The sequence below is a fragment of the Vibrio sp. A8-1 genome, assembly GCF_013048685.1.
Classification (GTDB): domain Bacteria; phylum Pseudomonadota; class Gammaproteobacteria; order Enterobacterales; family Vibrionaceae; genus Vibrio; species Vibrio metschnikovii.
On the sequence record NZ_VHTC01000005.1, the window covers coordinates 85423 to 105627 of the forward strand.

Annotated in this window: 16 protein-coding genes; all 16 read right to left on the reverse strand. The window is 45.7% G+C overall.

Going from position 1 to position 20205, the window contains the following annotated elements:
• Positions 1-111 precede the first annotated feature (111 nt).
• Positions 112-921, reverse strand: coding sequence for a 4-hydroxy-tetrahydrodipicolinate reductase (dapB, locus tag FKN93_RS04075; protein ID WP_040904912.1), 810 nt, complete (start codon positions 919-921; stop codon positions 112-114).
• A 92-nt stretch (positions 922-1013) separates the two neighbouring features.
• Complete coding sequence (gene mutT / locus FKN93_RS04080; RefSeq protein ID WP_004395942.1) at positions 1014-1412, reverse strand: 8-oxo-dGTP diphosphatase MutT; 399 nt, start codon at positions 1410-1412, stop codon at positions 1014-1016.
• A gap of 71 nt (positions 1413-1483) precedes the next feature.
• A complete protein-coding gene (secA, locus tag FKN93_RS04085; RefSeq protein ID WP_040904679.1) occupies positions 1484-4195 on the reverse strand; it encodes a preprotein translocase subunit SecA in 2712 nt (903 codons plus the stop codon).
• A gap of 451 nt (positions 4196-4646) precedes the next feature.
• Positions 4647-5564 (reverse strand): UDP-3-O-acyl-N-acetylglucosamine deacetylase, encoded by a 918-nt coding sequence (gene lpxC, locus FKN93_RS04090; RefSeq protein ID WP_004395944.1) that lies wholly within the window; start codon positions 5562-5564, stop codon positions 4647-4649.
• A 95-nt stretch (positions 5565-5659) separates the two neighbouring features.
• Positions 5660-6874 carry a cell division protein FtsZ gene (ftsZ, locus tag FKN93_RS04095; protein WP_004395945.1) on the reverse strand — a complete coding sequence of 405 codons (1215 nt, stop codon included), beginning with the start codon at positions 6872-6874 and terminating at the stop codon, positions 5660-5662.
• Positions 6875-6904: 30 nt separating this feature from the next.
• Entirely contained in the window at positions 6905-8167 is a 1263-nt protein-coding gene (gene ftsA, locus FKN93_RS04100; RefSeq protein WP_004395946.1) for a cell division protein FtsA, read from the reverse strand.
• Positions 8168-8181: 14 nt separating this feature from the next.
• Positions 8182-8940, reverse strand: a complete 759-nt coding sequence (locus FKN93_RS04105) for a cell division protein FtsQ/DivIB (RefSeq protein WP_040904680.1) — start codon at positions 8938-8940, stop codon at positions 8182-8184.
• A 178-nt stretch (positions 8941-9118) separates the two neighbouring features.
• Positions 9119-10582 carry a UDP-N-acetylmuramate--L-alanine ligase gene (gene murC, locus FKN93_RS04110; RefSeq protein ID WP_004395948.1) on the reverse strand — a complete coding sequence of 488 codons (1464 nt, stop codon included), beginning with the start codon at positions 10580-10582 and terminating at the stop codon, positions 9119-9121.
• 3 nt (positions 10583-10585) lie between these two features.
• Positions 10586-11662 carry an undecaprenyldiphospho-muramoylpentapeptide beta-N-acetylglucosaminyltransferase gene (murG, locus tag FKN93_RS04115; RefSeq protein ID WP_170904555.1) on the reverse strand — a complete coding sequence of 359 codons (1077 nt, stop codon included), beginning with the start codon at positions 11660-11662 and terminating at the stop codon, positions 10586-10588.
• Positions 11649-12836, reverse strand: a complete 1188-nt coding sequence (gene ftsW / locus FKN93_RS04120) for a cell division protein FtsW (RefSeq protein WP_158144257.1) — start codon at positions 12834-12836, stop codon at positions 11649-11651. Before ftsW ends, murG begins: the two co-directional genes overlap by 14 nt.
• A gap of 5 nt (positions 12837-12841) precedes the next feature.
• Positions 12842-14173: a UDP-N-acetylmuramoyl-L-alanine--D-glutamate ligase gene (gene murD / locus FKN93_RS04125; protein ID WP_154169109.1), complete on the reverse strand. Its 1332-nt coding sequence runs from the start codon at positions 14171-14173 to the stop codon at positions 12842-12844.
• A gap of 18 nt (positions 14174-14191) precedes the next feature.
• Positions 14192-15274 carry a phospho-N-acetylmuramoyl-pentapeptide-transferase gene (gene mraY / locus FKN93_RS04130; protein WP_004395952.1) on the reverse strand — a complete coding sequence of 361 codons (1083 nt, stop codon included), beginning with the start codon at positions 15272-15274 and terminating at the stop codon, positions 14192-14194.
• Positions 15271-16632 carry a UDP-N-acetylmuramoyl-tripeptide--D-alanyl-D-alanine ligase gene (gene murF / locus FKN93_RS04135; RefSeq protein WP_158137843.1) on the reverse strand — a complete coding sequence of 454 codons (1362 nt, stop codon included), beginning with the start codon at positions 16630-16632 and terminating at the stop codon, positions 15271-15273. The genes mraY and murF overlap by 4 nt, the downstream gene beginning before the upstream one ends.
• Positions 16629-18116, reverse strand: coding sequence for a UDP-N-acetylmuramoyl-L-alanyl-D-glutamate--2,6-diaminopimelate ligase (murE, locus tag FKN93_RS04140; RefSeq protein WP_170904556.1), 1488 nt, complete (start codon positions 18114-18116; stop codon positions 16629-16631). The genes murF and murE overlap by 4 nt, the downstream gene beginning before the upstream one ends.
• Positions 18117-18152: 36 nt before the next feature.
• Positions 18153-19886 carry a penicillin-binding transpeptidase domain-containing protein gene (locus FKN93_RS04145; protein WP_154169115.1) on the reverse strand — a complete coding sequence of 578 codons (1734 nt, stop codon included), beginning with the start codon at positions 19884-19886 and terminating at the stop codon, positions 18153-18155.
• Positions 19883-20200, reverse strand: coding sequence for a cell division protein FtsL (gene ftsL / locus FKN93_RS04150; protein WP_154169117.1), 318 nt, complete (start codon positions 20198-20200; stop codon positions 19883-19885). Before ftsL ends, FKN93_RS04145 begins: the two co-directional genes overlap by 4 nt.
• Between the last annotated feature and the right edge of the window lie 5 nt (positions 20201-20205).

Below are 20205 nucleotides of genomic sequence, written 5' to 3' on the forward strand. Positions count from 1 at the left end.
TCATTTTAATACACTAAAAATCGATAAAAAGGCTTTTAGAAAAAAGGAAACACGGGAGTTTAACTTGGGTAAAAAAAATGCGCCAACCTAAGTTAGCGCATAATTATGTAATTAAAGCTCATTCAAATTGAGCACATCGGTCATCGAATAAAGTCCAGCGGGCTTATCGGCTAACCAGATAGCCGCTTTGACGGCCCCATTAGCAAAGGTCATGCGATCGGTCGCTTTATGAGTGATTTCTACTCGCTCACCGATATCGGCAAACATTGCTGTATGTTCACCGACAATATCTCCGGCACGAATTGTGGCAAAACCGATTTCATGACGAGCCCTCTCGCCAGTGATCCCTTCACGTGCATAAACCGCAACATCACTGAGATTATTTCCCATCGCGTGAGCAATCGCTTCTCCCATACCAATCGCCGTTCCAGAGGGAGCATCCACTTTATAGCGATGATGAGCTTCAATGATCTCGATATCGCAATAATCCCCCATCACTTGCGCGGCTTTTTCCAATAACTTAAACACCAAGTTAACCCCAACGCTGTAGTTCGGAGCCATGACAATTGAGACCTGTTGCGCGGCAAGCTTAATTTGCGCTAACTGAGACTCATCAAATCCAGTTGTACCAATGACTAATTTTTTATGGTGTTTTTCGCACAGTTCAATATTGGCTAACGTACTAGAGGGAGCAGTAAAATCAATAATTACATCGAAATCATTCACGGCTTGCTCTAAGTTATCAACTAAAGCAACATCAAAGCGTCCTTCTCCACACAACTCTCCAATATCAACACCGACTAGTGAAGATTCTGGACGCTCAGAACCTGCACCGACGATAGTATTGGGGTTATAATAACTTGCCTTGACGAGATTGCGTCCCATACGACCAGCTGCACCTGCAATCGCAATTCTTATCATTGCTTCTTTCTCCATTTCTCATTCCATGGTTCGCGATAGACGATTTATCCATTGCCCTTAAACTAACAACTATCCTCGATGCTGGCTAGCACTTAGAGTAACTCTTTCATTACTCGCTCAACAATCACCACATTAGCCTCTGGGAAGGAATGGCGAGCTAATTCACTGATCGCTACCCATTTACCTTGTTGGCCTTCTTTACCAAAAGGCTGTCCCTCAAAATGGGTCACCAGCATAAAATCGAACATTAAGGCTTTATCAGGGTAATCAAACTCAAGGTGTTCAAACAAGGCCTGCTCGGTAACCGTGATACCAATCTCTTCATGCAATTCACGACCCAAGGCTTGCTCGATACTTTCACCGACTTCAACCTTTCCTCCAGGAAACTCCCATAAACCACCTTGATGTTTATCATCAGGACGTTTCGTTATATAAATCTGTGAGCCTTCAGAATTAACAATAATCCCAGCAACGATATGAATGCGTTTCATGCGTTTTCCCATACGATATAGATTTAAAAAAAGAGTCGCCTAAGCGACTCTTTTTACTGGATTAAATAAAATTAATCAATTTTACCGTGGCACTGTTTGTATTTTTTGCCACTGCCACAAGGACAAGGTTCGTTACGTCCCACTTTACGCTCTTCACGCACCATCGGATGATGCCCATCGTCTTTGTTTTGGTTATCGCTACTTGCATGTTGCGCTTGAGCACGACGAGCAACTTCTTCTGCTTGAGCAATACGTTGAGCTTCCATACGTTCCACTTCATCTTGCTGCTGCACGCGAACTTTCGACAAAATAGCAATCACATCGGATTTTAGCGAATCAAGCAAACCTTCAAACAGTTCAAACGATTCACGCTTATATTCCTGTTTTGGGTTTTTCTGCGCATAACCACGTAAATGGATCCCTTGACGTAGATGGTCCATGGCTGCAAGATGCTCTTTCCATAACGTGTCCAGTGTTTGCAACATGACTGATTTTTCAAAGTTACGCATGACTGAAACGCCAACCGCTTGCTCTTTCTCTTTGTACACGGTAGCCGCTTGTTCCAGAATCCGTTCACGCAACGCTTCTTCATAAAGCTTGTCATCTTCATCTAACCAAGTTTGAATCGGTAGAGAAAGATCAAAGTCATTTTTCAAGCGCTCTTGCAAACCTTCGATATCCCACATCTCTTCTAACGATTGTGGTGGGATGTAGGTATCAATCACCGAGTTAAACACATCAACACGATTGTGTTCAATCATGTCACTGATATCATCGACTTTCATTAGCTCATCACGAAGCTCATAAACCACTTTACGTTGATCATTGGCTACGTCATCGTATTCCAGTAGCTGTTTACGTATATCAAAGTTACGACCTTCAACTTTACGTTGTGCCTTTTCAATTGAGCGAGAGAGCATTTTGCTTTCAATCGCTTCGCCTTCATCCATACCACTCTGAATTAAACTCGCCATACGATCTGAGGTAAAGATGCGCAGCAAACTGTCTTCCATTGAGAGATAGAAACGCGAAGAACCCGCATCACCTTGACGCCCAGAACGACCACGCAACTGGTTATCAATGCGACGAGATTCATGACGCTCGGTACCAATAATATGCAAACCACCGGAGGCCAAGACTTGATCATGCACTTTTTTCCACTCAGCCTTGATTTGATCAATCTGCTCTTGAGTTGGGTTATCTAACATCTCAATGTGTGCTTGCCAGCTCCCACCGAGGACAATATCCGTACCTCGACCCGCCATGTTGGTTGCAATGGTGACCGCGCCAGGTTTACCTGCATCGGCAACAATTTCTGCTTCTTTCTCATGAAACTTCGCATTCAGCACGTTGTGCTTGATCTTAGCTTTTTTCAGCGCATTAGAAAGTAGCTCTGATTTTTCAATCGAGACCGTACCAACCAGTACTGGCTGACCTTTTTCTACTCGATATTTAATATCTTCAATGATCGCGGCAAACTTCTCTGCTTCGGTGCGATACACGACATCCGGCATATCGTCACGAACCATTGGTTTATTGGTTGGAATAACCACCGTTTCCAAACCATAAATCGACTGAAACTCGAAAGCTTCTGTGTCAGCGGTTCCCGTCATACCAGATAATTTTTCATAGAGGCGGAAGTAATTCTGGAAGGTAATAGAGGCTAAGGTTTGGTTCTCATTTTGAATTTTGACCCCTTCTTTCGCTTCAACCGCTTGATGTAAGCCATCAGACCAACGACGTCCTGGCATCGTTCGTCCGGTATGCTCATCAACAATAACTACTTCACCATCATCGGTAACAATATAATCGACGTTTTTCTCAAATAAGACATGTGCGCGCAGTGCCGCATTCACATGATGCAATAAGCTAATATTGGTCGGAGAATATAAGGTATCCCCTTCTTCCATCAAACCATTACGAATTAACAACTCCTCAACAAACTCCTGCCCAGTTTCGGTCAGGTAAACCTGCTTGGATTTTTCATCCACGGTATAGTGACCATCACCACGATAATCTTCAGAGTCTTCTTTATCTTGCTGTTGGAGATTGGGAATCAGTGTATTGATTCGTGTATATAATTCAGAGCTATCTTCAGCAGGGCCAGAGATAATCAATGGCGTACGCGCTTCATCGATTAAGATCGAGTCCACCTCATCCACTACCGCAAAAAAGCGTTCACGTTGAACTCGGTCTTCCATACGGAAAGCCATGTTATCGCGCAAGTAGTCAAAACCGAATTCGTTGTTGGTGCCGTAAAGAATATCAGCAAGATAGGCTTGTTTTTTCTCATGAGGTGGCATATTCGGAACGTTAATCCCAACGGTCATGCCCAAAAACTCGAATAAGGCACGGTTGGTTTCCGCATCACGTTTAGCTAAGTAGTCATTGACGGTAACGATATGTACGCCCTTACCCGCTAACGCATTAAGATAAGCGGGTAATGTTGCGGTGAGTGTTTTACCTTCACCAGTACGCATTTCGGCGATTTGCCCAGCATTGAGTACCATACCACCAATTAATTGCACATCGAAATGACGCATGCCAAACACACGCTTAGAGGCTTCACGTACCGTGGCAAAGGCTTCGGGTAACAGTTGATCCAACGATTCTCCCTGCTCAATACGCTGACGAAACTCGATAGTTTTCGCTTTTAGCTCATCATCAGAAAGCGCCGTAAATGCAGGTTCAAAGTTATTGATCTCTTTAACAATTTTTCTTAAACGGCGCAAGGTTCGGTCGTTGCGACTGCCAACCACCTTTGTCAGTAGCTTAGTTATCATTTTTTATATATCTCTCTTTACTTGGATCGTCCCGATCTGCTTTAAATATTTCCAGTCTCTCTCTATCTTCAACTAAGGATACTGAGATAAATCATGTTCCTTCGATATTGTGCTGAAGATGTTTATTTTCAAGACACTAAGCCAATTAAGTCATGCTCAGTGTAAGGATTTTTCTCGATAATCATCAATGGTCATAGCACCAAAGGCGTAAGATACCATTTTACTTAATCAGAACGAAGTCTGTTATGGCAACTAAACGCCATTAACATGGTCATCGCGATTCCAATCTCAAGCGGCAAAATGTGATTAAGTACCCTAAGAGGCAACTTATTACCGCCGTTCTTCTAATAGATTGCCGCTTTAGATAACCATAAAATAGGTAGGATGCTGTTCAAGATGAGTAATAAATAAAAAAGCCAGACTGAGTCTGGCTTTTTTATTTATTCGTCGTTCATGCGATAACCATATTCGGCTCAGCGAAAGCAACCGGAGATCCTGCTTCTTCTTCGAATGTTGCCCATTCCCACGCTTCTTGGTCAGCCAATAGCGCACGAAGTAACTGGTTATTTAGACCATGTCCTGATTTGTAAGCTCTGAACTCACCGACAATCGCATGGCCACACATGTAAAGATCACCAATAGCATCCAACACTTTGTGAGTGACAAATTCGTTAGCAAAACGCAAACCTTCTTCGTTCAGAATACGGTAATCATCAAGCACGATAGCACAATCAAAACTCCCACCGAGGCAGAGGTTTTGAGATTGTAAATATTCAATGTCACGCATAAAACCAAACGTTCGAGCGCGAGAAATCTCTTTTACAAAACCTTGCGAAGAGAAATCAAACACCAGATGTTGCTCGTCACCATCAATCGCTGGATGATTAAACTCGATCTCAAAATCCATTTTAAAGCCATTGTGGGGACGTAACTCTGCCCATTTGTCTTCATCTTGGAAACGTATTGGTTTTTTGATACGAATGAAACGCTTAGGCGCATTCAGTTTTTCAATACCAGCCTGCTGCAGTAAATATACAAATGGGCTAGCACTGCCGTCCATAATAGGAATTTCCGGAGCATCTACTTCAACAATAACATTGTCGATTCCCATGCCAGCCAAAGCCGCATTGAGATGCTCAACGGTTGAGATACGAATACCATCGTCATTCACTAATGCTGTACATAGCATAGTATCTCGGACTGATGCCGGATCAGCAGGAAAATCAACAGGTGGATTAATATCAGTACGGCGATAAATAATACCCGTGTTTGCAGCAGCAGGGCGAAGAGTAAGCGTGACTTTACGACCAGAGTGAAGGCCCACTCCAGTTGTTTTCACTATTTCTTTCAGAGTACGTTGTCTGATCATCTACTTGCCTCTATTTCGATGCCACAAAGCTCGACCGATAAAAACCGACCGACATCTTACCAAAATTTTGAACGGTGTCAAATTGTGGCGCTATTTTAATCAGCCTGACGACGTAAAAAAGCCGGAATATCCAAATAACCGCTCTCTTTTTCTGGCTTAGGTGCCGTACTTTGGCCTGCAGAAGAAGCACTACTCGTCGTTGATGCTGACTGAGTTTTCACTTCTACCTTTTCCTGCAAAGGCTGTGCCATTCTCTCTTCCACTTTAGCCGCCGAAACAACGTTCTGTGGTTGAGCAATGGCGGTGGTTTTCGGTTTGCTACCACCAGCAACTAATGTGATATCTGGCTTTCTCTCGTTACCAATACCGGTTGCTACGACTGTTACACGAATTTCATCGGCCATATCTGGATCAAGTGAAGTACCAATCACGACTGTCGCATTGTCTGATGCAAAAGCTTTAACCGTGTTACCCACCGTTTCAAACTCATCAAGACGCATATCCAAGCCAGCCGTAATATTAACCAGTACGCCACGAGCTCCTGCTAGATCGATGTCTTCTAGAAGCGGACTTGAGATGGCCATTTCTGCCGCCTCTTCTGCTCTATCTTCACCTCTAGCCACACCGCTACCCATCATGGCATGACCCATTTCAGACATTACTGTTCTTACATCAGCAAAGTCGACGTTAATCATACCTGGACGAGTAATTAACTCAGCGATGCCTTGTACGGCATTTTTAAGTACGTCGTTCGCGCTGGCAAAGGCTTCAAGTAGGGTAATACCACGACCCAATACTTTGAGCAGCTTCTCGTTAGGGATGGTAATTAAAGAATCAACATGTTTCGATAGTTCTTCAATCCCTTGCTCCGCAAACGCGAGGCGCTTTTTACCTTCAAAGCTAAATGGCTTGGTCACTACAGCAACCGTTAGAATGCCGAGTTCTTTTGCCACTTCTGCAATCACCGGAGCAGCACCAGTTCCAGTACCACCACCCATACCAGCGGCGACAAATACCATATCGGCGCCAGAGAGAATTTCTTTAATTCTTTCTCGATCTTCAAGAGCAGCATCACGCCCCACCTGCGGGTTAGCACCCGCGCCGAGTCCTTTAGTAATGTCACCACCAATTTGGATAACCGTACTGACATTGCTTTTACGAAGTGCTTGCGCATCTGTATTGATACTGATGAATTCCACGCCTTCGATGGACTCACGCACCATGTGTTCTACAGCGTTACCGCCACCACCACCCACTCCAACGACTTTGATTACCGCATCGTCAGACATTTCCATCATCGGTTCAAACATGTGTTATCTCCGTTTTTCCTGCTTATCAGGTTAAAACTCTTTTTGTATCCAATTACGCAAGCGGCTGAATAAACTCGATACTGATTGGCGCTTAGGCTCTTGATAATCAGTATCATCACTTATTTGGCTATCTCTTGCGTAATGAAGTAAACCCACCGCCGTAGAATGATACGGCTCTTTTACATAATCGGTTAGACCACTCACTTCGAGCGGTTTCCCCACCCTAACTTGATTACGGAATACTCGCTCTGCACAGTCGACTAATCCTTCAATTTGCGCAGCACCGCCAGTCAATACCACTCCGGCAGCGAGATGGTGTTTAATACCATCTTTGCGCAACTTATCTTGCACCGTGTCGATGATCTGATTCACTAACCCCATTAACTCAGTGTAGCGAGGCTCTATCACTTCCGACAAGGTTTGTCTTTGTAAACTTCGTGAGGGACGTCCACCAACACTCGGAACGTTAACCGTATCATCCTTGCTCACCAGTTCACTTAATGCGCAACCATATTTTACTTTGATCTCTTCAGCATCGCTCACAGGCGTACCAAAAGCAAACGCAATGTCACTCGTCACCGCATTACCAGCATAAGAGAGCACTTCAGTATGTCGTAACGCCCCCCCCGTCCAGATAGCAATATCCATGGTACCGGCGCCAATATCGATCACACAGACACCAAGTTCACGCTCATCTTCGGTGATCACCGCATGACTAGCGGCTAATCCTGAATACACTAACTGTTCAACTTTCAGCCCACAACGTTCCACGGCTTTAATAATGTTTCGAGCCATATCGTTGTGACAGGTGATCAGGTGGACGCTCACTTCCATACGAACCCCTGATAATCCTAGTGGATTTTTAATCCCTTCTTGATAATCAATGGTAAATTCTTGAGGAATAACATGTAAAATCCGTTGTTCTTCGCCAATTTTAATCGATTTGGCAGTATGGATTGCTCGATCCATATCGTCTTGGGAGACTTCTTCATCAGAGATGGTTCCCATGCCTTTCTCTATACGGCTTGCAATATGTCGGCCAGATATAGATAAAAAAACGTGACTTATTTGGCATTCTGCCATTAATTCAGCTTGATCGACGGCGCGTTGTACCGATTTGACGACAGATTCCAGATCGTTAACGCCGCCTTTATCCATACCTCGTGATGGGCTACTGCCCGCACCGATGATATTAATTTGACCGTCAGGTAGGATCTCACCGACCAACGCGGACACCGTTGCGGTACCAATATCTAATCCAACTACAATGCTATCATTGGCCGATTTCGTCATTTAAACTCTCTTTGTCACTCTTGCTCTGAGAACCAACCTACTGCGGCACCTGTATCGTATCTGAGATCGATATAACTGACTCGCTCAGCATCTTGCCCTAATCGCTTATAAAGTAGGAAAAAACGGGCAATACGCTCATCTAATGACTCTTTACCTAATTCTAAGCGGATACCATTATCCAAAATAATTTGCCAAGCACGGCGCTCATTCAATAGTAGGGAAGAAATATTTAACCCTAACGCTTGAAACTGTGGATTATATTGTCGCCACACAGCGAGTACTTGCGGACCACTGTCATCGGGGCCATACAATTTAACATACTCTTGTTTTACCGCGGCGATATCGCCATTGAAAACCTTACCTTTATCGTTGAGCAGTGCATTACCATTCCAAATCGCAGCCACTTGATGTTCGGTTAAAAAAACCTTAATGGTGTCTGGCCATTGTTTACGAATAGAAGCATGCGCAACCCAAGGGATCGCTTGTGCTCGGCTCTGTAAAACATCAATATCTTGCGACATAAATGTGCCAATATGGTCTAACTCAGCAAAGGCGCGCTGGACATCGAGTGTCGAAACATAATGTAAATCGCCCTGCAAGACTAATTGGGAAAGGGGCAGACGATGCTCATCCCACATCCAACTGATCGTTGAGTACAACAAAGCGCCTATCAACAGCAGCACCATCAGGAAAAAGCACCCTGAAGCGGTATGCTGTTTCACTTGAGATGAAGTGGATAAGCGACGACTTTCGGTTAACACATGGTTAATCAAAGTCCGATGATCCTGATGTCGACTAGCAATGTGATTCCCTATATCGTTGCTCAATAAAGGTAAAAGCACTGACGTTAACCCTCGAATTATACTGAGCCGATGAAAAGTATCAAATACTCAAGTAAAGAAATCGGTGCTTAATGGTCATTTATTTGCCATAAGTGCTCAGTTATGCAACTTATAGACACTGTTGCATCTGCTCAATATCCAATTTCAGTGCAGCAAGTTGTTTGGCTATTTTACCAATATCACCCGCACCTTGCGTCAATACTAAGTCACCATCTTGCAGAATATTGGCTAAAACTGCAGGTAATGCTGCACTATCTGGAATAAAGATCGGATCTATTTTTCCACGGCGGCGAATCGTTCGGCACAATGAGCGTCCATCAGCTCCAGCGATCGGCTTCTCTCCTGCAGAATAGACATCCAACATCAGTAAAACATCGACCTGCTCAAGTACATGAGCAAAGTCATCGTACAGATCACGCGTACGGGTGTAACGATGAGGTTGGAAAATCATCACTAAACGTTTTTCTGTCCAACCATTACGAGCAGCCTTAATGGTTACATCAACTTCAGTAGGGTGATGACCATAATCATCCACTAACATAACATGGCCATTACCTGTGGCAAACTCACCTAAGTGGTCAAAACGACGCCCAGTGCCTTGAGTACTCGCCATCGCACGTAAAATCGCATCATCGTCAATATCATCTTCACTGGCAACGGCAATCGCGGCAGCCGCATTTAATGCATTATGTCGACCAGGAATATTTAAGGTAATCGCCAGATCCGCCTTATCTTGGCGCAGCACGGTAAAATGACCTTGCTGACCTTGTTGGTGGTAATCGGCAATCCGCACATCGGCATCCTCCGAAAATCCATAAGTAATCACATGGCGACTGATACGAGGGATAAGCTCTCTGACTACCGGATCGTCAATGCATAATACCGCTTGACCATAAAAGGGCAGATTATGTAAAAAATCGACAAACGTCTGCTTAAGGGTTTCAAAATCACCACCATAGGTATCCATATGGTCAGCTTCAATATTAGTAACAATCGTCACCATCGGTTGCAGATGTAAAAACGAAGCATCACTTTCATCCGCTTCAGCAATTAATATCCTGCTTGACCCCAAACGTGCATTAGTTCCTGCACTTTTTACCAATCCACCGTTGACAAAAGTCGGGTCCAGACCCGCTTCAGAGTAGATTTGCGTGACTAAAGCCGTCGTCGTGGTTTTGCCATGCGTTCCAGCCACAGCAATACCGTGTCGAAAACGCATTAATTCAGCGAGCATTTCTGCGCGTCGTACGACAGGAATTCGCTTTTCTCGAGCAGCAATGATTTCAGGGTTTTGCTCATTAATTGCCGTTGACACGACAACCACACTTGCTTGCGATACATGTTGTGCTTGATGACCAAGATAAATCGTTGCCCCTTTGTTGGCTAAACGCTCAGTCACCGCATTACTCGATAAATCAGAACCAGTTATATGATAGCCTTCATTGAGTAGCACTTCTGCGATGCCACTCATTCCCGCGCCGCCAATGCCAATAAAATGAATACACTTTACTCGACGCATTTCTGGAACAAGGGCACGAATTTGCGCCAAGTCTTGAGTATGTTTAATTGTCATTGATCATTTCTCATGTTTATCTGCAGTGATGGCGATAATCGCCTCGGCAACCACTTTATCCGCATTCAGCTTAGCCGCTTGTCTGGCTTGCTTAGCCATCGTCAACAATTGTGATCGGTCGAGATTGGCGATGGTACTCGCTAATCGTTCGCTGGTCAGTTCAGGTTGTTCGATCATTAACGCCGCGCCACTTGAAACAAGATGATCCGCATTAAGCGCTTGCTGACGATCTTTATGCATAAAAGGAATAAAAATAGCCGCCACTCCCGCGGCTGACACTTCGGAAACGGTTAACGCACCAGAGCGACAAACGACTAAATCAGCCCATTGATAGGCATCTGCGACATCATCAATAAATTCCGTCACCTCAAACTGAGTACAACCTAAATCTGTGTAAGCTTGCTCGACTTCAGAATGATGATGTTTACCCGCTTGATGGCGTATGTGGTAACCGTCACCCAAGATTGCCATGACCTCTGGCAGGGTTTGATTTAAGACCTGTGCACCTTGACTTCCACCCATGACCAAAATCCGAATCGGACCTTGTCGTTCCGCTAAGCGCTCTGTTGGTTCAGCAATTTGAGTGACATCCGTTCGCACAGGGTTACCCACTACCGAAGCATCACTGAACGCACCAGGAAAAGCTTGGAATACCTTAGTGGCTATTTTCGCTAGCCATTGATTGGTTAAGCCTGCGACAGCATTTTGTTCATGGAGAATCACCGGAATACCCAGCAACCAAGCAGCAATCCCACCAGGTCCACTGACGTAGCCTCCCATTCCCAATACCGCATCAGGCTGCCACGCTTGCAAATGACGGCGCGCTTGGCAAACAGCATTTAAGATTTGCCATGGCGCTTTTAGTAAACGCAATACACCTTGGCCGCGTAACCCTTTAACGCGAATAAAGTCAATCGCAATGCCATGCTTGGGAACCAGTTCAGCTTCCATGCGATCAGCAGTACCTAACCAACGAATCTCCCAACCTTGTTGTTGGAGCTGTTTTGCCACCGCCAAGCCGGGGAACACATGTCCCCCAGTGCCACCAGCCATGACCATTAAACGTTTATTTTTCTTCATGATGTCTATCTTTTCTTCTATCTTGCAAACGACATTCGTGATCAATTCTTAATAAAATCGATACCGCGACGGACATAACAATCAAGCTTGAACCGCCGTAACTGATCAATGGTAGCGTTAGCCCTTTGGTAGGCACCATGCCTGAAGCGGCGCCGACGTTAACTAAGGTTTGAAAAGCAAACCAAATACCAATCCCAAACGCCAAATAACCACCAAATTGCTGATCATGTTCAAAGGCTTTTCGACCAATCAACATCGCCTTAAGTACCAAACTAAAAATCAACATCAGTACTAAACTAACGCCAACAAATCCTAACTCTTCGCCCATTACCGCAAAAACAAAGTCGGTATGGGCTTCCGGTAAATATTCTAATTTTTGAATCGAGTTACCCAGACCTTGGCCCCACCATTCGCCACGACCAAAGGCCATTAAGGATTGAGTGAGCTGATAGCCACTGCCAAAAGGGTCTTCCCACGGGTCAAGAAACGAGGTAACACGACGAATACGATAAGGCTCTGCCGCAATCAAACCAACCACGACTAACACGCCTGCGACGACTAATGCCAAAAATTGAGATAATTTAGCGCCAGCAATAAACAACATGCCAAATAACGTAACCAGCATGACAATCACTGTACCTAAATCTGGTTGCAACAGCAGCAGCACCGCTAACGCTGCAAAGACCATGATCGGTTTCATGAAGCCACCAAAAAAAGTGGCGCGTACTTCATCTTGTTTACGAACCAAATAGCTAGACATAAAAATAAATAGCGCTAGCTTAGCCACCTCTGCAGGCTGGAGATTAAACAAACCAAGTGGGATCCAACGTGAGGCCCCATTAACCGATTTACCCGCGACCAAAACCACAATCAGCAATACAAAGGCGAGGGCAAGAAACACCGAGCTATAACGCATCCAACGCTCAACCGGGATCTGCAAAATAATCGCCGATGTCCCCAGAGCTAAAATCAAAAAAATCCCATGCCGAAACATAAAGTGAAAGGGTTGATCGGTTAGACGAGAGCTGATCGGAAAAGAAGCCGACGTTACCATGACAAGACCAATCAACATCAATCCTAACGCAAGCCAAACTAACTGCCGATCAAACAGCGCTGTCGGTGACGGTGTTTTTAGCCAATGAACGAAAGCGCTTAGCGTGCTTGAGATGGACACAGAGATTACCTTTTTGTATAGGCGTAGTGTTTAGCTAGCGCCGCGAAAGCGTCTCCCCTAGCCATAAAGTTGTTAAACTGATCAAAGCTGGCACAAGCCGGAGAGAGTAAGACCATATCCCCCGCTTTCAATTGCGGATGAATCTCTTCAAGGATCGCGGATAAACTTGGGTAGTACCGCGCTGAAGGGTGTAATGGCATAAATTGTTGCCCATCAACACCAAAACAGCATAATTTAACGGGTAACGTCGCCAAAATAGGCTTCAAAGGAGTGAAGTCAGCACCTTTTCCTACGCCACCAACCAGCAAATAAAGATCACCGTCTACCGTAAGGCCCGATAAGGCGGCCAAGGTACTGGCTAAATTAGTCGCTTTAGAATCATTGACCCAGCGAATGCCATCATACTCTACAACCAGTTGGCAACGGTGTGTCAATCCAGTGTAAGACTTTAACGCCTCTAATGCGTGGGTATACTCTATATTTAGGGCGTCTAAGAGTGCGAGAGCCGTTAAGGCATTAGCGATATTATGTCGCCCAACAAGGCTCAGTTGAGAAACCGCCAGCACAGGCGTACCTTTAACCGATAAATATTCCTCACCCTGATGTATCTCTAGCGAGTAATCGGCAGAATTTGCTAAACCAACACTGAGTATTGGCCCTGAAAAGTCATCCGGTGACGTTTGTCGATCATCAGCATTAATCACCGCGGTTTTGGCATGATTAAAAATACGTAGCTTGGCTTGGCGATACTCTGCCATTCCAGAGTAGCGATCCATATGATCTTCGGACAAATTTAAAAATGCCGCCGCAGCTATTGATAAATGATCTGTCGTTTCCAACTGAAAGCTCGATAACTCTAAAACATAGAGATCAGCCGCTTCCGCTAATAGATCGAGTGCGGGCACACCAATGTTGCCCCCTACCGCCGTTTTCACGCCCGCCGCTTTCGCCATTACTCCAGTTAAGTCGGTCACCGTACTTTTACCGTTCGATCCAGTAATGGCAATCACTGGCTTATCAACATGCCAAGCAAATAGCTCAATATCACCAACAACAGGAATGCCAGCAGCAAGCGCTTGCTGTATTTCAGGCGTCGCCAATGCAATACCCGGATTGGTGACAATCAAATCCGCGTCGAGTAGCCAGTCCATATGCCAGCCACCACAGTGCAAAGCGACGTCCGGTTGCAAAGACTCTTGACCTGGAGGCGAGAGTCGAGTGTCAATAACCTTAACCTGAAGCGCGGGGTGATAGCGACGTAAATAATTGACCACTGAAAGGCCAGTAATGCCTAGCCCAACCACCACAACTTGCTGAATGTCTTGCCAACGATCCATGACTCTTGCCTCTACGGATTAGCGTACTTTTAAGGTCGCTAGACCAATCAAAACTAGCACAATAGAAATAATCCAAAAACGCACAATCACTCGCGGCTCTGGCCAGCCTTTCAATTCATAGTGATGGTGAATGGGTGCCATTCTAAAAATACGCTGACCACGCAATTTATAGGAACCGACCTGCAAGATAACCGAGATGGTTTCCATCACAAATACCCCGCCCATGATCACCAATAACAGCTCTTGTCTGACCAAAACTGCGATAATACCGAGGGCCCCACCCAAAGCTAATGAGCCGACATCGCCCATAAAAACTTGCGCTGGATAAGTGTTAAACCATAAAAAGCCAAGGCCTGCGCCAACAATGGCGGTACAAACGACAACCAGCTCTGAGGTATAAGGAATATGGGGGATATGCAAATAATTGGCAAAATTGACATTACCGGTTGCCCAAGCAATGACCGCAAAAGCAGCAGCGACTAAGATGGTCGGCATAATCGCTAATCCATCTAATCCATCCGTTAAATTTACCGCGTTACTGGTACCGACAATCACAAAGTAAGTTAATACGATATACAGTAAGCCAAGCTGTGGCATCACATCTTTGAAGAAAGGCACAACTAACTGAGTGGCTGCGGTATCGTGACCATGGGCATAAAGAGCAAAAGCGACCACGAGAGCAATAACCGATTGCCAAAAATACTTCCAACGCGCAATCAAACCATCGCTATTTTTACGTACCACCTTACGATAATCATCAATAAAGCCAATGACTCCAAAACCTAACAGTACCGCCAATACGGCCCAGACATAAGGATTACTTAAATTGGCCCACAGTAACACCGTGATACTGATCGAGGCTAGAATCATCACACCGCCCATGGTTGGCGTACCACGTTTGCTAAAATGCGACTCAGGACCATCATTACGAACCACTTGACCAATTTGCAGCACCTGAAGACGCTTAATTAATCTTGGTCCCATCCAAAGAGATAAACTCAATGCGGTCAAAATACTTACAATGGCCCGAAAGGATAAATATTCAAACAAACGAAAGAATGAAAAATAGGGCTGGAGTAACTCCGCAAGCCAAATAATCATGAGAATTTCTCCTTAAGTGCAGCAACAATCTTACTCATACCTGAACTGTTCGCTCCTTTCACTAACAACACATGAGATTGAGAGGCGCGAACTTCGAGTTGCTGCTCAATAAACGTCAGCATGTCTTGATGCGTTGAGAAGTGCTGTCCCTGACACTGTTGGCTGATCACTCGCGCATCCTCTCCATACGTCAAAACATAGTCAAATTGGAATGGGGCAGCATGTTCACCGACTTGTTGGTGAAGTGCAAGACTTTCTGTACCTAATTCCGCCATATTACCTAAAATTAACCAACGGCAACCGGAGAAAGAGGCCAGCAGTTCAATCGCCGCTTTCATGGCCGGAACGCTTGCGTTATAGCTGTCGTCAATCAGGCGAATCATCGGTGTTAACAGGCTAACGTCAACTCGCCCCTTCACAGCAGATAACTGGGCAAGTCCAACGGCTACCTCTTGTATACTCGCGCCCATCTCCATCGCTAATGCGCTAGCAGCTAGCGCATTACTAACATTATGTTGACCTATAATGCCTAATGTTACGGGCTGTTCACCTTGCGGAGTATGCAAGGTGAAACTGGCTTCTCCCGCTTGATTTAACGCTATTTGCGAGGCAAAAAAGTCAGCGTTCTGCTGGTTAACGGAAAAGGTTTTGACTTGTTTATCGGCCAGTACCTTACTCCATAGCTCACCGCCATGGCTATCCAAGTTAACCAGTGCTGTTTTCCCTGGAGCGAGACCTTGATAAATCTCTCCTTTGGCTTGTTTCACGCCATCAATCGAGCCAAAACCTTCCAAATGAGCTGCAGCAACATTATTAACTAACGCGACATCTGGCTTAACCAACTGGGTCGTATAGGCAATTTCACCAATATGATTGGCACCCAATTCAATCACTGCAAAATCATCTTCTCGGCTCGAACGAAGTAAGGTGAGTGGCACACCGATATCATTGTTAAAATTACCGGCGGTATACAACACCTGACCTTTAGCACTTAAAATACTAGCGACCATCTCTTTGACTGTGGTTTTTCCACAGCTTCCAGTAATCGCGATGGTTGGCGTTTGGCACTGTTGATGAACCCAACACCCCAGTTGACCTAACGCTTGTTTGGTATTGCTGACGACAATTTGCGCAACGTCCACCGCGAGAGCACGCTCAACCAGCAATGCTTTAGCGCCCGCATCTATCGCTTGCTGCGCAAACTGATGAGCATCAAAACGTTCACCGACTAAAGCGATGAAAAGCCCTTCAGGCTCAATCCGACGCGTGTCGGTTGAAACAGACGAAATAATGCTATCCGCGCCCAGTAATTGACCTTGTACTACGTGGCTGATCGTCGATAATTGAGTGCTGATCATACGGTTAACCCTAAAAGTTGTTGAGCTGACTCTCTGTCAGAATAATGAACGGTTTGATCGGCCAGTACTTGGTAATCCTCATGCCCTTTGCCCGCTAACAAAATAATATCATCGGCATTGGCATGAGTCAGAGCATACTGCAGGGCCTGATAACGATTATGCTCAATGTGCGCTTGAGCATGGCTTAATCCTGCGAGCATATCCTGTACGATAGCGTGCGCAGACTCACTCCGCGGATTATCGTCAGTAAAAATGATTTCATCGGCAAATTGTTCGGCGATCGCGGCCATCATTGGCCGCTTACCGGTATCACGATCACCACCACAACCAAAAATAACCCACAGTTGCCCCAAACAATGAACACGCAAAGCGCAAAGCGCTTTCTCTAACGCATCAGGCGTATGTGCATAATCGACAACCACTTTCGCTTTGCCCGGTGCGCTAAATAGCTCCATCCGTCCTAAGACAGGCGTTAACTGCGGCGCAGTATCCAGCAAAGCTGGCTTGCTAAACCCTAAACTTAATAACGTGGCCAACGAAAGTAGCAGATTACTGGCATTAAACTCACCGATTAAAGGGGCGTGTAAGTGGCCTACTCCCCAACTGCCATCAAAGGCTAAGTGAATACCTTGCTCGGAATAGCTGACCGACGTCGCCCATAAGCAACGTTCTGTCTCCGGCTGTTGATACAATGATACCCCAACTAGCCCGGGCCATTGATGAGTCGCCCATTGTGCACCGACCGGATCATCAACATTCAAGATCGCTTGCTGACAATCATGTTCAGTAAATAATGATTGCTTCGCGTTGGCGTACTCTTGCATCGTACCGTGGTAATCAAGATGGTCGCGACTTAGGTTTGAAAAAACCCCTGCGATAAAGGGGAGAGCTTTGACTCTTCCTTGAACCAAACCATGAGAAGAGACTTCCATGGCGGTATACTCGGCCCCTTGCTCCGCCAGTTGACGTAACGTAGCCTGTACTTCCAATGCATTGCCAGTGGTATTGAGCGCTGGCTGTAATTGATTTAAAAAACCATTGCCTGTCGTGCCCATCACGGCGGCACGCTCTCCCATCAATTCGAGCCATTGAGTGATTAATTGACTGATGGTCGTCTTACCATTGGTTCCGGTTACGGCGATCACTCGGTTAGTATGATCGGCATAGAAACGACCCGCTAATGCCGATAAATGCTCATCCAACGACGCTAAATAGATGATCGGTTTGCTATCGATATCGCTCACCGTACCATGAGGATGCTTTTCATCGGCTTGGGCTAATACGAGATTAGCGCCACGAGCCAACGCATCGGCGATGAACTGTCGCCCATCAACAGCATGTCCGGCAACCGCCACAAACGTATCGCCTGGTTGTATTTTCCGACTATCGAGCTGCAAGTGCTGAATGGTTAACGAATTGAGTTGCGGATCATCAATCTTCATCCATGGTGCAAGCAATGTGGGTAAACCTTGAGTTATCTTCATGTCGATTTCATTTTTTCATTTTGATTTGAATAAACATTAGCGTTGAAAACGATTCTCATCAGGTGCGACATTTAAGATTTGTAACGCCCCTTTGATTATTTCAGCAAACACTGGACCAGCAACAGCGCCACCATAGTAAGTATCCCCTTGCGGCTCATTAACCATGACCACTAGAGCAATACGAGGGTTACTGACCGGAGCGACCCCAGCGGTGTAAGCGAAATACTCGTCACTGTATCCTCCAGCGACGGCTTTACGTGATGTCCCCGATTTAGCGGCAATCCGATATCCCGGAACGGCAGAACGAACCGCGGTTCCTCCCGGTTGAGTGACGGTTTCAAGCATCTCTAATACTTGTCTGGCGTATTTTTCGTCTACGACTCGCTGAGATAAGTCTTGACGATTACTATCAATCAGATAAATCGGCTGATAGACACCAAGATTGCCTAATGTCGCATAGGCATGCGCCAATTGGATCGGCGTCACCGATAAACCATAACCATAAGCTAATGTGGCAATTTCAAAAGGAGACCAGCGGCGGCGATTAGGGAAAATACCACTGCTTTCTCCGACAAGATTGAGCCCAGAAACCTCACCAAGCCCAACCGCACGATACATATCTAAGGTATCTTCTAAAGGCATATCCAGCGCCAATTTAGCCACACCGATATTACTCGACTTTTGTAAAATCACCTGCAAACTGGCTTTTCCAACCCGAGAAACATCTCGCACTCGGCTCCCACCGACTTGCATGATGCCATTACCCGTATCGATAATGGTATTTTCATCGGCCGTTCCATTCGCTAACGCTGCAAGGACGACAAACGGTTTGACGGTTGACCCTGGCTCAAACGCATCAGTAATCACTCGATTGCGCATTTGAAAACTTTGCCAATCGCTACGATTATTCGGGTTATAAGAGGGTGCATTCACCATCGCTAGCACCGCTCCGGTTTTTACATCAAGCATCACCGCGGAAGCGGAAGTGGCACGATAATCGGCCATTGCTTGTTTTACCGCACGAAACGCAATAGCTTGCAAACGCTGATCAATGGTCAATTGCAGGGGTTTGCCTTCTTCCCGCTGTTCGAGGGCTATATTTTCAACCACACGACCATAACGATCTCTGCGGATAATGCTCTTGCCTGCCTCACCGGTCAGCCATTTATCATAGCTACGTTCAACCCCTTCCAAACCATGGCCATCAATTCCGGTCACGCCGATCAGATGTGCACTGACTTCTCCTGCCGGATAATAACGACGTGATTCTGATTTGAGGCCAACCCCAACCAGTTTAAGCTCGCGAATGTACTTAGCCATTGCCGGACTGACTTGGCGCTGCAAGTAAACAAAACGTCGCGTGCTGTTATCTTGAATTTTTTGCAGCATCGCTTGCCTATCTAGCCCCAACACATCGGCTAATGCGTGCCAACGTTCAAGTTCGTTAAAGCCACCCTCTCTAAAAATCACTAACGGATCCGCCCAGACCGCTTCGACCGGTACGCTCACCGCGAGCGCCTCACCATTTCGATCAGAAATAATCCCACGTGCTGAATGTAAGGTCAGCGCACGAATCGAGCGTAAATCACCTTGTCGGATCAAATTGTCCGGTTCAATCACTTGAATAAACGCGAGCCGAGCAATCAATAAACCAAATATCAGCACCACAAACGAGAGTAATAAATATAAACGCCAGTGGATCAAAACTGGCGGCGTTGACTTGGTCGGTGAGCTAGCGGCTAGCGCTTTTTTGGTCGGCTGTTTACTCATTTAAGCTTAATCACTACTTCTTTATCAGCATCTGGACGCTTCATCTCTAATTCACGGCTGGCGACATCTTGCACTCGACTATGCTCAGACAGCGCTGTCTCTTCTAAAATCAAATTACGCCACTCATTATCCAGATAGTCACGTTGCTGCATGGCCTCATTTTTTTCGGCAATCGCTTGACGAGTATGATGAGTGGTAAATACCACGCCCATCGCAGTGGCAAAAATCATTAATAACAAACACAGAGGCCATCGACCGACGGTAAACAGGTCAATCACAATTAACTTGGCAAGGTTTGGCTTAGAGACAGACATAGTGA